Raw genomic sequence first — 15,458 nt, forward strand, 5'->3', positions numbered from 1 at the left:
GCACAAGCCACCGTCCCGGCACACTGGACAGGGCGGCACGACGACGGGAACAAAGTGGGGGTGGGGAGACAGTTGTTCTCCGCGATGACTTCGAAGGATGTGAATAGGGTGCGCGGCTGGCTGCGCAGGTTGTGGGAACGGTGCGCCGGGCACCCGTGGATGCTGTCCGGGCTGGGGCTGGCCATCGCGCTCGGCGCGATCGTGGAGGTGACCGGGCCGCTGCTGGCCAAGCGCGCCCTCGACGGCGCGACCGCCGGGAACACCGGCATCATCGCGGCCATGGCCGTGGCGCTGGGCGTGCTCGCGGTCGGCCGCTTCCTCGCCTCGTACGGGCGGCGCATGCTCGCCGGGCGGCTCGCCCTCGACGTCCAGCACGAACTGCGCGTGGATCTGCTGTCCGCGCTGCAACGGCTGGACGGGCCCGGACAGGACGGGCTGCGCACCGGGCAGGTCATCTCGCGCTCGATCAGCGACCTGACCCTGGTGCAGGGCCTGCTGGCCATGGGTCCCTGGTCCGCGGTGGCGGCACTGCAATTCGTGCTGGCCGCGGGCGTCATGCTGTGGCTCTCGCCGCCGCTGGCCCTGGCCGCGCTGCTGGTGGTGCCGGTGCTGGCGCTGGTGGTCTACCGGGTGCGGCCGCGGCTGTACGCGGCCACCTGGTCCGCGCAGCAGCGCGCCGCCGACCTGGCCCAGCACGTCGAGGAGACCGTCACCGGCGTGCGCGTGGTGAAGGGCTTCGGGCAGGAAGCCCGCATGGTCGACGTGCTCGAGCAGCACGGCCGCACGCTGTACGCCGAACGCATGCGCGCCGCCCATATCGACGCCCGCTTCAGCCCCACCCTGGGATCGATTCCGCAGGCCGGTCTGGTCGCGGTGATCGCGGCGGGCGGGCTGCTCGCCTTCCACGGCAGCATCGGGCTCGGCACCTTCCTGGCCTTCGTCGCCTACGTGTCGACGATGACCAACTCCACCCGGATCGTGTCGTATGTGGTGGTCATGGCGCAGCTGACGCGCGCGGCGGCCGAACGAGTGAACCAGGTCATCGACGGCGCGCCCGAACGCATCGATCCGGAGCGCCCGGTGGAGATTCCCGAAGGACCGCTCGGCATCGAAATCGACGATCTCACCTTCGGTTTCGAGCCCGGCCGGCCCGTGCTGCGCGACTTCACGCTGAACATCGCACCAGGCGAGACGGTGGCCGTCATCGGCCCGGCGGGCTCGGGCAAATCCACCCTGAGCCTGCTGCTGCCCCGCTTCTACTCCCCCGGCTCCGGCCGGATCACCCTGTACGGCAAGGACTCCCGCGCCGACATCGCCGACCTGCGCGCCGCCGACCTGCGCTCGGCGGTCGGCGTGGTCTTCGACGAGGCCTTCCTGCTCTCGGACACCATCGCCGCCAATATCGCCCTGGGCCGGCCCGAATCCACCGAGGCGGAGATCCAGGCCGCCGCCAAACAGGCCGCGGCCGACGACTTCATCAACGCCCTGCCCGACGGCTACGAGACCGTGGTCGGCGAACGCGGCCCGACCCTCTCCGGTGGTCAGCGCCAGCGCATCGCGCTGGCCCGCGCCCTGCTCGCCGACCCGCGCATCCTGGTCCTCGACGACGCCACCTCCGCGGTGGACGCCGTCACCGAGGCCGCCATCTTCGCCTCCCTCCCCGCCGATTCCGGACGCACCACCCTCATCCTGGCCCACCGCGAATCCACCCTCGCCCACGCCGACCGCGTGATCCGGCTGCCCGCACCGGAATCCGGCGACGAGCAGGTATCGGTGACCTCGGACGCACGGGACGTGACCGCGGAAACGGCCGCCGGAAGCCGACACTCGGTCGATCGGGACACACCGGCGGAAGTGCGGCGGGTGCTGGGGAAGCTGCCGCCGGCCACCGAGCGGCCGGGGCTGGACGCCGCCGAGCTGCGCCGGCCCGACCCGGGCTTCCGACTGAGTCATGCGCTGCGGCTGGTGAAGTGGCTGGTCGCCGGCACCATAGTGCTCCTCGCGCTGAACGCGGTGGTGGGCGTGGGCTTCCCGTCCGTGGTGCGGTACGCGGTGGACTCGGGCGTCGGCGAGCACGACGGCTGGGCGCTGGTGCAGGCCACCGTGATCGGGGCCGTGCTGGTCGCGCTCGGCTGGCTGGTCGCCTCGACCTCACTGCTGTGGAGCAACCGGGCCGGGGAGCGCGTGCTCTTCGGGCTGCGGGTCCGCAGCTATGCCCACCTGCAGCGACTCGGGCTCGACTTCTACGAGCGAGAACTGTCCGGCCGCATCATGACCCGGATGACGACCGACATCGACGCCCTGTCCACCTTCATGCAGACCGGTCTGCCGGACGCGCTCGTCGCGCTGCTGACGGTGGTCGGCATCGCGGTGGCACTGCTGGTGATCGACTTCCAGCTGGCGCTGGTCGTGTTCGTGACGCTGCCGCCGCTGCTCCTGGCCACCTGGTGGTTCCGCAAGGTCTCCGATTCCGCCTACAGTGCCGCGCGCGAACATTCGGCGACGGTGAACGCCGACTTCGCCGAGAATGTCGCGGGTCTGCGGGTGGTGCAGGCCAATCGGCACGAGGCCATCTCCGCACGCCGGTTCGCCGGGTACTCCGACAATTTCCGGGTCAGCCGGATGCGGGCCCAGCGGGCCATCGCCACCTTCTTCGCCTTCGTCGGCATGTGGGCGGATCTGGCCCTGGCGTCGGTGGTCTTCACCGGGGCGAGGGCGGTCGCGCACGGGTCCACCACTCCGGGCACGCTGGTGGCGTTCGTGCTCTATCTGCAGCTGCTGTTCGGGCCGATCATGCAGCTGTCGCAGCTGTTCGACGGGTATCAGCAGGCGCGAGTCGGGTTGCGGCGCATCGGGGAACTGCTGCGGACCCGGTCCTCCATCGCGCCGGATCCCGCGGACGCGGCGCCCATCGACGGGCGGCTGCGCGGGGAGGTCGTCTTCGACAATGTCCGCTTCCAGTACCCGGGCGCGGTGCGGCCCGCGCTCGAGGGCGTCAGCCTGACCATCCCGGCGGGCGGCAGCCTGGCGCTGGTCGGCGAGACCGGCGCGGGCAAGTCGACCATTGTGAAGCTGCTCGCCCGGCTCTATGACATGCCCCGGACACCGGGTGACGGGAATCACGAACTTTCCGGCAGTGTTACGCCGTTCTCTATAGCGGATATGCATGACAGCGCCCATGATCCGGACGGCACCGGCGCAATTCGCGTGGACGGCGTGGATATTCGCGACTATCGGCTCGCCGAGTTCCGCTCGCGGCTCGGTGTGGTCCCTCAGGAAGCTCACCTGTTCACCGGCGACATCGCCAGCAACATTGCATTTGGCAAACCTTTTGCGAGTCCCGGGGAAATCGAGGCGGCCGCGGCCGCGGTCGGGGCGCTGGACACCATCGCCGCCCTGCCCCAGGGCATGCGGCAGCCGGTCGGCGAACGCGGACGCGGGCTCTCCGCCGGTCAGCGGCAGCTCATCGCCCTGGCCCGCGCCGAACTGGTCCGCCCCGATCTGCTGCTGCTCGACGAGGCCACGGCCGTGCTGGATCCGGCCGCCGAGGCATCGGTGCTGGTCGCGAACGAATCGGTGACGCGCGGCCGCACCTCGGTCATCGTCGCGCACCGGCTGGCGACCGCCGCGCAGGCCGATCGGATCGCCGTCGTGCAGAACGGCCGGATCAGCGAAATCGGCACCCACGACGAGCTCCTCGCGGCAACCGGCCCGTACTCGCGCTTGTGGGCTGCGGCGCAGGCGACGGAAGGAATATTCTCGGGCGAGGACGAGTCGTCATCAGAGAATGTGTCCGCTCGGTGGTAGCCATGCCCGACGGCGAACAGGGGTGGGCATATCCTCAGTGGGGGCGCATCGGCGCGCATCCGCCGATTACCCGTGCCGGGCACGTCACAAACGTCGCAGCGCGAAGAACGAAATGAGGCGAACACCTGCTGTGAGCAGCTCAACAGACCAGTTCGGACAGAACCAGTGGCTTGTCGACGAGATGTACCAGAAGTACAAGCAAGACCCCTCGTCCGTCGATGAGAGCTGGCACGAGTTCCTGGCGGACTACACGCCGGAGAACACTGCCGAGATTGGTAACAACAGCCAGGCGGCCGCCGCCGTCGCTCCGGCACCCGCCGCAGTGCCTACTGCCCCCGGACCCGCCCAGAGCGCCCCCGCCGTGAATTCCACCCCCGTCGCCACCCCCGCCCCGGCCGCCCCCGCCCCGGCTCCGGCCCCCGCCCAGGTGCGCACCCCCCAGACCACTCCCGCCCCCAGCTCCAACGCGGCCCCGACCTCGGGCGGCCCCAAGCCCACCGCCGAGGACGAGACCAAGGTGCTGCGCGGTCCCGCCGCGGCCGTCGTCAAGAACATGTCGGCGTCGCTGGCCATCCCCACCGCGACCTCGGTGCGTGCCATCCCGGCCAAGCTGATGATCGACAACCGCCTGGTCATCAACAACCACCTGGCCCGTACCCGCGGTGGCAAGATCTCCTTCACCCACCTGCTGGGTTACGCCATCGTGCAGGCCATCAAGGCCTTCCCGAACATGAACCGGCACTTCGCCGAGGTCGACGGGAAGCCGAACGCGGTCACCCCCGCGCACACCAATCTCGGTCTGGCCATCGACCTTCCGGGCAAGGACGGCAGCCGTGCGCTGGCGGTCGCGGCCATCAAGAACACCGAGGGCATGACCTTCGCGCAGTTCCACAGCGCGTACGAGGACGTCGTGCGCCGCGCCCGCGACGGCAAGCTGACCAACGACGACTTCGCCGGTGTCACCATCTCGCTGACCAACCCCGGCACCATCGGCACCAACCACTCGGTGCCGCGTCTGATGCTGGGCCAGGGCGCGATCATCGGCGCGGGCGCCATGGAGTACCCGGCCGAGTTCCAGGGCATGGGCGACCAGCAGCTGGCCGAGATGGGTATCGGCAAGCTGATGACCCTGACCTCGACCTACGACCACCGCATCATCCAGGGCGCGGAGTCCGGCGACTTCCTGCGGACCGTGCACAACCTGCTGATCTCGGACGAGTTCTACGACGAGATCTTCCACGGCATGGGTGTCCCCTACGAGCCGGTGCGCTGGCGCAAGGACATTCAGGAACGCGGCATCGACAAGTCGACCCGCGTGCAGGAGATGATCAACGCCTACCGCAGCCGCGGCCACCTGATGGCCGACACCGACCCGCTGCGGCTGGTGAAGGACAAGTTCCGCTCGCACCCTGATCTGGATGTCACCCAGCACGGCCTGACCCTGTGGGACCTGGACCGCGAATTCAATGTCGCGGGCTTCCACGGCCAGGAGCGCATGAAGCTGCGCGACGTGCTGTCCATCCTGCGCGACGCCTACGCCCGCCACGTGGGTGTGGAGTACACCCACATCCTGGATCCCGAGCAGCTCAAGTGGATTCAGGAACGCGTGGAGCAGAAGCACGCGAAACCCACTGTGGCCGAGCAGAAGTACATCATGTCCCGGCTCAATGCGGCCGAGGCGTTCGAGACCTTCCTGCAGACCAAGTACGTGGGCCAGAAGCGCTTCTCGCTGGAAGGCGCCGAGTCGGTCATCCCGATGATGGACGCCGTCATCGACCAGTGCGCCGAGTACGCCCTCGACGAGGTCATCATCGGTATGCCGCACCGCGGCCGCCTGAACGTGCTGGCCAATATCGTCGGCAAGCCCTACTCGAAGATCTTCACCGAGTTCGAGGGCAACATGAACCCGGCCGCCACCCACGGCTCCGGCGACGTGAAGTACCACCTCGGCGCGCGTGGCACCTACCTGCAGATGTTCGGCGACAACGAGATCGAGGTCTCGCTGACCGCCAACCCCTCGCACCTCGAGGCCGTCGACCCGGTGCTGGAGGGTCTGGTCCGCGCCAAGCAGGACCTGCTCACCAAGGAAGACATCGTCACCAAGGGTGAAGAGGCGCGGTCGTTCTCGGTCGTGCCGCTCATGCTGCACGGTGACGCGGCCTTCGCCGGCCAGGGCGTGGTGGCCGAGACCCTGAACCTGTCGGGTCTGCGCGGCTACCGCACCGGTGGCACCGTGCACATCGTGGTGAACAACCAGATCGGTTTCACCACCGCGCCGGAGTACTCGCGCTCCACCGAATACTCCACCGACATCGCGAAGTTCATCGGCGCCCCGATCTTCCACGTGAACGGCGACGACCCGGAAGCCTGTGTGTGGGTGGCCAACCTGGCCGTCGACTACCGGCAGAAGTTCAACCGCGACGTGGTCATCGACATGATCTGCTACCGCCGCCGCGGCCACAACGAGGGCGACGACCCGTCGATGACCCAGCCGGGCATGTACGACGTGATCGACACCAAGCGCTCGGTCCGCAAGGCGTACACCGAGAGCCTGATCGGCCGTGGCGACATCTCCATGAAGGAAGCCGAAGACGCCCTGCGTGACTACCAGGGTCAGCTGGAGCGGATCTTCAACGAGGTGCGCGAGCTGGAGAAGTTCCCGCCGGAGCCGTCGGAGTCGGTCGAGGACGAGCAGCAGCTGCCGCCGAACCTGGTGACCTCCGTGGACAAGACGGTGCTGCAGCGCATCGGCGACGCGTTCGTGAACGTGCCCGAGGGCTTCAGCGTGCACCCGCGCGTCAAGCCGGTGCTGGAGAAGCGCCGCGAGATGGCCTACGAGGGCAAGGTCGACTGGGCCATGGCCGAGCTGCTGGCCTTCGGCACGCTCATCGACGAGGGCAAGGCCGTCCGCCTGACCGGTCAGGACTCCCGCCGCGGCACCTTCTCGCAGCGGCACTCGGTGATCATCGACCGCAAGAACGGCGACGAGTACACCCCGCTGCACAACATCGGGTCGAAGAACCCGGGCTGGTTCGCGGTGCACGACTCGGCGCTGTCCGAGTACGCCGCTGTCGGTTTCGAGTACGGCTACTCGCTGGGCAACCCGGACGCACTCGTCCTGTGGGAGGCGCAGTTCGGTGACTTCGTCAACGGCGCGCAGTCCATCATCGACGAGTTCATCTCCTCCGGTGAGGCCAAGTGGGGTCAGCTCTCGGAGGTCGTGCTGCTGCTGCCGCACGGTCACGAGGGCCAGGGCCCGGACCACACCTCGGGCCGTATCGAGCGCTTCCTGCAGCTGTGTGCCGAGGGTTCGATGACGGTGGCCGTCCCGTCCACCCCGTCGAACTACTTCCATCTGCTGCGCCGCCACGCCCTGGACGGCATCCGCCGCCCGCTGGTGGTCTTCACCCCGAAGTCCATGCTGCGCAACAAGGCCGTGATCTCCGAGGTCGAGGACTTCACGGACAACAAGTTCCGCACCGTGCTCGAGGAGCCCACCTACGAGTCGGGCGACGGCGACCGCACCAAGGTCAAGCGCGTGCTGCTCACCTCCGGCAAGATCTACTACGAGCTGGTGGCCGAGAAGAAGAAGCACAACCGCGACGACGTGGCCATCGTGCGCGTCGAGCAGCTGTACCCGATTCCGAAGTTCCGCCTGAACGAGGCGCTGGAGCAGTACCCCAACGCCGTTGATCTGGCGTGGGTCCAGGAGGAGCCGGCCAACCAGGGCGCGTGGCCGTTCTTCGGCCTGAACCTGCCGGAAATCCTGCCCGCCCGCTTCGGCAAGCTGCGCCGCATCTCGCGTCGCGCCATGTCGGCCCCGTCCTCGGGTTCGTCCAAGGTGCACGCGGTGGAGCAGCAGGAGATCATCGACGAGGCTTTTACCGCCTCCCCGGGACTTTAGCGCCCGGCTAGGAGCCGTTGACCGCCGTGCATGCGTGCCGGCGGTCATGTGCCGAACCGATTTCGGGGGGCCCGGGGAGTTACCCTCGCCTCCCGAAATCAGTTGTTACGTATGAATAGACAGGAGCCCCGGCGCTTTCAGCGCCGGGGCTCGCTGCTTTTCCGTTGCCAGAGCGCTTACTTGTCCTGCGCGTCCGCTTCACCCTTGGCGGAATCGTTGGCGCCTTCGAGGTCCCAGACCGCCATCATGGCGGCGATGCCCTGGGCGGCTGCGTCCTGGGTCGATTCCTGATCGGACATTGCGTGTACCTCTTTCTGCTACTTCCGTAACGAAAGTTGATGCTACCGGCCGGAATTACTTGTGGCCTGTCGGGAAATGGCCTGCGACAAGGCATTTCGCCACAGTCGTGATGGTCGTCACAGGGAGGGGCGGGTGACGGAGGCGGGGTTGCCCTCAGCATGTTCCGCGTCGTATATTCCACGTGGAATATTTGGCACGGAGGATGTCGGTGACCCGCGATAGCGTCACCGGGAATGGGAGGTCCTGGTGACCCGGAAGCAGTCGACACCGGCACTCACGCCCTTGGCGATGCTGGTCCTCGCGCTGCTGGAGGAACGTCCGATGCACCCGTACGAGATGTATCAACTGCTCTTGAGCCGACATGAGGACGAGTTCGTGAAGATCAAACCGGGCTCGCTCTACCACACCGTGGCCCGGCTGGCCGACCAGGAACTACTGGCCGCCGAGAGCACGGATCGGGCCGGCAACCGGCCGGAACGAACCACCTACCGCATCCGCACCGCCGGGCGCGAGGCGCTGCGCACCCGGATCCGGGACCTGCTGCGCGAGCCGGCCCGGGAGTACCCGGTCTTCGTGACCGGATTGGCCGAAGCGCACAACTTACCCCTGGACGAGGTCATCGATGCCCTCCGCGAACGCGTCGCCTCGATCGACGCCCGGCTCGCCGAGCTCGACACGATCCACGACCTGGCCGCCGCCTCCGATATTCCGCGGCGGTACTGGGCCCGCGTGGACTACATACGCGCACAGAACACCGCCGAGGTCGAATGGCTGCGTGGATTCATCGCCGAGATCGAGAGCGGCGACATCGAATGGGAGACCTTCGACGAGTCCGGCGAACGCATCGACATCACGAACCACACCCTGAGATAGGAATCCGAATCCGTGTCCACTCAACGCAATCCGTGGCTGGCGCTATACGCGCTGGTCGTCGGGTTCTTCATGATCCTGCTGGACATGACCATCGTCGCGGTGGCCAATCCGGCGATCATGAAGGACCTGCAGGCCGATGTCTCCCAGGTCATCTGGGTCACCTCCGCCTACCTGCTGGCCTACGCGGTGCCGCTGCTGGTCACCGGCCGGCTCGGAGATCGCTTCGGCCCCAAGAACATCTATCTCGGCGGCCTGGCCGTGTTTACTCTGGCCTCGCTGTGGTGTGCCGAGTCGACGAGCATCAACATGCTGATCGCGGCCCGCGCCGTGCAGGGCCTGGGCGCGGCGCTGATGACGCCGCAGACCATGGCGGTCATCACCCGCACCTTCCCGCCGGACAAGCGCGGCGCGGCCATGGGTCTGTGGGGCGGCGTGGCCGGTCTGGCCACCCTGGTCGGCCCGATCCTGGGCGGCGTGCTGGTGGACTGGCAGGGCTGGCAGTGGATCTTCTACGTGAACGTGCCGATCGGCATCATCGCCTTCGCCCTGGCCTGCTGGCTGGTGCCGTCGCTGCCCACCAACGAGCACAAGTTCGACCTGGTCGGCGTGGTGCTCTCGGGCGTCGGCATGTTCCTGCTGGTGTTCGGCATCCAGGAGGGCAACAGCCACCACTGGGACGCCTGGATCTGGGCCATGATCATCGCCGGCGCGGCGGTGCTGGCGCTGTTCATCGTCAACCAGGCTCGCAATACCGGTGAGCCGCTGGTGCCGCTGAGCCTGTTCAAGGACCGCAACTTCGCGCTGTCCAACCTGGCCATCGCGGCCATGGGCGCGGCGGTGACCAGCGTGTTCGTGCCCGCCTACTTCTATCTGCAGCAGGTACACGACATGACGCCGACGCGCTCGGCACTGGTGTTCGCGCCCATGGCGATTCTGACCGGTATATTCGCGCCGATCATCGGCAAAATCTCGGACAAGGTCGCGCCGCGCGTCATTCCGACCATCGGTTTCGCGCTCTTCGCGGCGACCCTGTTCGGCTTCGGCCTCCTGATGAAGCCGGACGGCTCGATCCCGCTGTTCATGATCGTCGGCGGCATCTCCGGTATCGCCAATGCCTGCATCTGGGCGCCGCTGGCCACCACCGCCACCCACAACCTGCCGGTGCAGCAGGCCGGTGCGGGCGCGGGCGTGTACAACACCACCCGTCAGATCGGTTCGGTGCTCGGTTCGGCCACGATCAGCGCACTGCTCTCGGCTCGCATCTCGGCGCAGGGCCTGCCCAGCGGCCCGATCGGCGAGGGCGGCGGCGGCAAGAGCCTGAGCAGCCTGCCGGCCGAGGTCCGAGGTCCCATCCTGGAGAAGCTCAGCACCGCGCTGAGCCAGTCCATCTACCTGCCCGCCCTGATCCTGTTGATCGGCGTCGCCGCCTCGGCGCTGTTCATCAGGCACGGCAAGGCGGCGGGCGATGAGCGCGACGATATGGCGAAGGCCGATATCGGGGTGCACTGATCCGCTGACATTCGAAAAGCGCTGCCCGCCGGGGCTTTCCCGGCGGGCAGCGCGGTCCGTGCGGCCGGAGCGGCAGGCTCGCTGGATTCCGCTGTGCCCTCAGCCGATTCGCACGGTGAGCGAGGGATATCCGGTCGCGCCGTCCGGCACGACATACTGTTCCCTCTCGGTCTGGGTCTCCCCGGTGCCGTCGGTCGCGCGCGCCCATACCGTGTGCACGCCGGTGCTGCCGGTCGCGTCCCAGTCGTAGGCCCACTGCACCCAGGTGTCGATGGACGGGGCCACCGCCAGCCGGGCGGGCCGCCAATCCCCTTGATCGATGCGGACTTCCACGCCGCGAATGCCGCGATGCTGCGCCCACGCCACGCCCGCGATGGTGACCTTGCCCGGGGCGATGGTGCCGCGCCCGCGGGGGGTGTCGATCCGGCATTCGGTCTTGATCGGGCCCTTGGCCGACCAGCCGCGCTTGGTCCAGAACGCCTCGGCGCGATCGAATCTGGTGATCTCCAGCTCGGTCACCCATTTGGTGGCCGACACGTAGCCGTACAGCCCGGGCACCACCAGCCGCGCGGGATAGCCGTGCGCGGTGGGCAGCGGTTCGCCGTTCATGCCGACGGCCAGCATGGCGTCGCGGCCGTCCATCAGCACGGCGAGCGGGCTGCCCGCGGTGAAGCCGTCGATGCTGTGCGAGAGCACCATGTCGGCGTCGGGGTGCGGTCCGGCGGCGGCGATCAACTCGTCGAGCCGATAGCCGAGCCAGCGGGCATTGCCGATCAGTTCGCCGCCGACCGGATTGGACACGCAGGCCAGCGTGACCAGCCGTTCGATGGGGGTCTTGGCGGCGAGATCGGCGTAGCTCAAACGGATCTCGCGATCGACCATGCCGTGGATGCGCAGTGACCAGTCGTCCTTGCTGACCTGCGGCACGGTGAGTGCGGTGTCGATGCGATAGAAGTCGGCGTTCGAGGTGAGATACGGCGTCAGGCCCGGAATCTGCAGGTCCGCGCCGGGCTCGATGGACGGCTCCGCGCCGGTGGGCGTGGGCAGCTGCACGTCCGCGCGCTCGGCCGACACATCCCGCGACCGCAGCCCGATGATTCGTCCCGCGATACCGCCGACCGCCGCGGCCACGCCCGTGATCACGATCCCGCGCACCACCAGCCGCCGCTCCACCGCCAGCTCGGCAGGCGAAAGCCGCTGCGGCTCGGCTGTTTCCGTGTCCGCGGCGGCCGCGGCGAATTCGCCGAACCGGGTGACCCGGCCGATCAGGCTGCGCAGCGCCAGGATTCCGGCGACCATGCCGAGAATCGAAGGGAAGGCCCAGGTCCAGGTCGCAGTGGGGCGACCGAGCGCGGCGATGGTGGACAGCAGCCCGAAGATCGCGAACAGGATCGACCCGAGCGGCCGCCGCTCCCGCTCCACGATCCCGGCGACCGCGGCCAGCACCACCGCGACCACACCCATGCACACGAACAGCAGCACTTTGTCATTGGTGCCGACCAGGCCGATGATCCACTCCCGGAACCCGTCCGGCGTATGGTCGACGATCCACGCTCCGACCGCCTGCAAGGGCGTGCTGTCGGGGCTGACCAGCACGGACACCAGCTCCGCCACCCCCAGGGTGACGCCACCGGCGACAATTCCGCCGGCCGTCCGTAATCCGCGATCCACCACGAAACCGACCCTACTGCGCGGGTCGGCTCGTGGAACGGCTCGAAGGATTACGGAAGCGTGACGCCCGGGGTCCGCAGCGCCACGGCGGCGATCACGGCCATGACCAGCAGACTGCCGCCCGCCACCGCGAAGGCGTGGTGCAGGCCGGTCACGCTCAGGGCCGGTCCCGAATAGGCCAGCGCGCCCAGCACCGCGACCCCGAGCACCTGGCCCAGCTGCCGCAGCGCATTGTGCACCGAGGAGGCCATGCCCGCGCGGTGCGGATGCACGGCGGCCAGTACGGTGGCGGTCATCGGGGTCAAGCACAGCCCGATGCCGAAGCCGCCCACCGCCAGCATCCACCAGATCGAGCCGATGCCGGTGTCGCGCTGCACGGTCAGCAGGCCCGCGACGGCCAGACCGCCGAGGGTCAGTCCGGTCACCATGGGAATCCGGGGGCCGAAACGGCCGACCAGTCGTCCGGACAATGGCGTCGCCAGCGCGAACGCGACCCCGATGGCGCACACATCGAGCCCGGCCCGGACGGCCGAATGTCCCTGTACCTGCTGAAAATACGCACTCAGGTACACGATCAGCCCGACGAACGCGAAGAACGCCACCGCCCCGGCCAGGTTCGCGGCGGCGAAGCCGCGGTGGCCGAAGAGGGTGAGATCCACCAGCGGATCGGCGTGCCGCCGCTCCCAGCGCACGAACACCACCGTGGCGACGGCGGCCAGCCCGAACGCGGCCAGGATCGGCGCGGAGGCCCAGCCTTGACCGCGGCCCTCGATCAATCCGAACGAGAACGCGGCGATGGCCGTCGTGATCAGGAGCGCGCCCTGCCAGTCGAACCGGCCGGTGGCCGGTGTGCGGGGCAGGCGCGGCACGACCAGCGCGGCGACCGTCGCGAACACGGCGACCAGCGGCACGTTCAGCAGGAGCACCCAGCGCCAGCCCAATCCCGTCACGACGACACCGCCCAGAATCGGCCCCACCGCCAGCGCCAGGCCGGACGAGGTCGACCAGGCCCCGATCGCGACCGCGCGCTCGCGTTCGTCCGGGAAGGCGGCGCGGACGACGGCGAGGCTGGTAGGCACCAGCAGGGCGGGGCCGATGCCCTGAATCACGCGGCCCGCCAACAGCATCGGGACGTTCGGTGCCAGGCCCGCGATCAGCGCGCCGAGTGCGAAGGTCAGCATGCCCAGGAGGAAGACGCCCTTACGGCCGAACCGGTCGCCGAGTCCGCCGCTGAGCATCAGCAGGCTGGCATAGACCAGGACGTAGGCATTGACGATCCACTCGGTGGCGGTGGCGTCCGCGTGCAGGTCACGGCCGATGGTCGGCAGCGCCACGCTCATGACGGTGGTGGACAGGACGGCCAGGAACTGACCGCCGGTGACGGCCACCAGCGTGATCCAGGGATTGGCTGCGGCCGTGGGAGCTTCGGGACGGGCGGGAACGTGCAGTGCGGTCATAGTCGAACGGTAGGACCGCCCGGTCATAGCTTCCACGACCAAAAGTGCTATACACCAATGCCTCTAGAGTTATAAGCGTGGATCTGCTGCAGCTGCGCTATTTCCGGATGGTGGCCCGCACCGAGAACATCACCCGGGTGGCGGAGGAACTCCGGGTGGCCCAGCCCTCGCTGAGCCGGACCATCACCCGGCTCGAAAACGAGCTGGGCGTACCGCTTTTCGACCGGCAGGGACGGCGGCTGCGGCTGAACCGCTTCGGCGCGGCCTTCCTCGCGCGGGTGGATCGCGCCCTGGACGAACTCGACGGTGCCCGCCGGGAGCTCGACGATCTGGCCGGGCTGGAGCGGGGTGCGATCACGATCGGGGCGGAGAATCTGCGCGTTGTCCAGAATGTGATCGCGGACTTCCTGCAGGCGCATCCCGGTGTGCGCGTTCAGCTGTTCTCGGGCACCGCCGCGCAGGTGTCGGCCCGGCTGGCGGCCGGCGACCTCGATCTCGGGGTGGTGTCGCTGACGCCGGACGCACCCGGCCTGGCCGGGCAGGAATTGCTGAACGAGGAAGTGCTGCTGGCCGTTTCGCCCAGCCACCGGCTCGCCGACCGGGATCGGGTCACGGTCGCCGAGCTGGCAACCGAACCCTTCATCACGACCTCACCCGACTACTGGCAACGCACCGTGCTGGATCGCGTCTTCGCCCGCGCCGGGCTGCGCCCCACGATCGTCTGCGAAGGCGACGAGCCGTCCGCGATCCGAGGCCTGATCGCCACCGGCTTCGGCATCGGCCTGCTCCCGGCCATGGCGCGCGATTACTCCGGCCCGGCGGTGGCCTGGCTGCATCTCGACGACGTCTACTGCCGCCGCACCCTGCACCTCGTTTGGCGCACGGACGCCTATCTGCCGCTGGCCGCCAGGCGTTTTCGCGAACTCGCGGCCGACCGCTTCGCGAAGGACCGGCCCGGCGCGCCGGAGTGAATCACCTCCGCGCGCGACCGGTGTAGTTGATCATCCACGGCACCGAGAACTTGTCGGTGACCATGGCGAACGCCTCGGCCCACTGCACCTGGCCCAGCGGCATGGACACGGATCCACCCGGCGCGAGCTCGTTGAACAGCCACTCGGCCTCGGCGGCCGACTCGACCTCGACCTGCACGGTGAAACCCGGCTTGGCGTTGTCGATCTCGCTGCCGGGCGGGCAGTCGGAGACCATGAGGATGTTGGTCTCGCTCAGCGACAGCTGGGCATTGGCGACCATCGGCTCCCGCCCAGGAAGTCCGGGTGAACCGGCAGGGAATTCGGTGGATCAGTCGGTGGCCCGGTGGCGCTGGTAGTAGCGGGCGACCCGGACGCGATTGCCGCACCGCTCGGGCGAGCACCACTGGCGGCGCGGATGCGCGGGCAGGAAGAGCATGACGCAGTCCTCCGCACCGCACTGCCGCAGGCGATCGATGGCCGGATCGGTGAGCAGGGTCGCGGCGGCATCGGCCAGGTGCGCGGCCAGCCGGGCGCCCGGATCGCCGAGACGCGCCACGGTTTCGGTGACGGCATCGCCGTTCCAGTCCAGGCGGCGAATGGCGGGCGCGGCCGATTGCGCCTCGGCGAGGCCGCGCAGTGCGGCGGCCGGCGGGCGGCGGCCGTGCAGCATCGCGTCCAGCGCTGCGGCGGTGTGGTCGCGCACCGCGTGGACGGCGGCCAGGTCGGCCCCGGTGAGGCGCGGGGGCGGCGGCTCGGGTAGGCGATCGGCCTCCAGGCGCAGCCAATCCGCCAGCTGCTCAGGGGTTTCCAGCAGGTCGGCACCGGTGGGCCGGGTGTTCACCAGGTCCAGTGCGAGGGGTTCACCGATCAACGGTTCGAGATCAGCCACGCCGCTAATGCTACCTCGAGCCGTTGACACATTAGCCGGAACCAGCGTAGAACTAATGCAACATCGCCGCCAGAAAG

10 protein-coding genes are annotated in these 15,458 nt (G+C 68.7%); 5 read left to right on the forward strand and 5 right to left on the reverse strand.

Translation table 11 applies throughout. The features are described from left to right. Positions 1-84 precede the first annotated feature (84 nt). Positions 85-3,807: an ABC transporter ATP-binding protein gene (locus ACWEQQ_RS22420; protein WP_452349553.1), complete on the forward strand. Its 3,723-nt coding sequence runs from the start codon at positions 85-87 to the stop codon at positions 3,805-3,807. A 112-nt stretch (positions 3,808-3,919) separates the two neighbouring features. Continuing rightward, a complete protein-coding gene (locus ACWEQQ_RS22425; protein ID WP_452343657.1) occupies positions 3,920-7,711 on the forward strand; it encodes a multifunctional oxoglutarate decarboxylase/oxoglutarate dehydrogenase thiamine pyrophosphate-binding subunit/dihydrolipoyllysine-residue succinyltransferase subunit in 3,792 nt (1,263 codons plus the stop codon). Between the two features lie 176 nt (positions 7,712-7,887). Here the strand turns inward: ACWEQQ_RS22425 and ACWEQQ_RS22430 are convergent, their stop codons facing one another. Beyond that, complete coding sequence (locus ACWEQQ_RS22430) at positions 7,888-8,010, reverse strand: hypothetical protein (protein ID WP_452343656.1); 123 nt, start codon at positions 8,008-8,010, stop codon at positions 7,888-7,890. Positions 8,011-8,257: 247 nt separating this feature from the next. On the opposite strand from ACWEQQ_RS22430, the gene ACWEQQ_RS22435 reads away from it, so the two are divergent. After that, positions 8,258-8,884, forward strand: a complete 627-nt coding sequence (locus tag ACWEQQ_RS22435; RefSeq protein WP_452343655.1) for a PadR family transcriptional regulator — start codon at positions 8,258-8,260, stop codon at positions 8,882-8,884. A gap of 12 nt (positions 8,885-8,896) precedes the next feature. Then, positions 8,897-10,393: a DHA2 family efflux MFS transporter permease subunit gene (locus ACWEQQ_RS22440; RefSeq protein WP_452349554.1), complete on the forward strand. Its 1,497-nt coding sequence runs from the start codon at positions 8,897-8,899 to the stop codon at positions 10,391-10,393. 99 nt (positions 10,394-10,492) lie between these two features. Here the strand turns inward: ACWEQQ_RS22440 and ACWEQQ_RS22445 are convergent, their stop codons facing one another. After that, positions 10,493-12,067 (reverse strand): molybdopterin-dependent oxidoreductase, encoded by a 1,575-nt coding sequence (locus ACWEQQ_RS22445; RefSeq protein WP_452349555.1) that lies wholly within the window; start codon positions 12,065-12,067, stop codon positions 10,493-10,495. A gap of 47 nt (positions 12,068-12,114) precedes the next feature. Then, the gene (locus tag ACWEQQ_RS22450) at positions 12,115-13,521 is read right to left on the reverse strand and encodes a DHA2 family efflux MFS transporter permease subunit (RefSeq protein ID WP_452349556.1); all 1,407 of its coding nucleotides are present in this window, start codon (positions 13,519-13,521) and stop codon (positions 12,115-12,117) included. Between the two features lie 77 nt (positions 13,522-13,598). Between ACWEQQ_RS22450 and ACWEQQ_RS22455 the strand changes: the two genes are divergently transcribed. Further along, a complete protein-coding gene (locus ACWEQQ_RS22455) occupies positions 13,599-14,492 on the forward strand; it encodes a LysR family transcriptional regulator (protein ID WP_452349557.1) in 894 nt (297 codons plus the stop codon). A gap of 1 nt (position 14,493) precedes the next feature. Here the strand turns inward: ACWEQQ_RS22455 and ACWEQQ_RS22460 are convergent, their stop codons facing one another. Then, positions 14,494-14,772: a hypothetical protein gene (locus ACWEQQ_RS22460; RefSeq protein ID WP_452349558.1), complete on the reverse strand. Its 279-nt coding sequence runs from the start codon at positions 14,770-14,772 to the stop codon at positions 14,494-14,496. Between the two features lie 48 nt (positions 14,773-14,820). Beyond that, complete coding sequence (locus tag ACWEQQ_RS22465; RefSeq protein ID WP_452343649.1) at positions 14,821-15,381, reverse strand: CGNR zinc finger domain-containing protein; 561 nt, start codon at positions 15,379-15,381, stop codon at positions 14,821-14,823. Positions 15,382-15,458: the final 77 nt, after the last annotated feature.

The organism is Nocardia sp. NPDC004123, assembly GCF_053603795.1.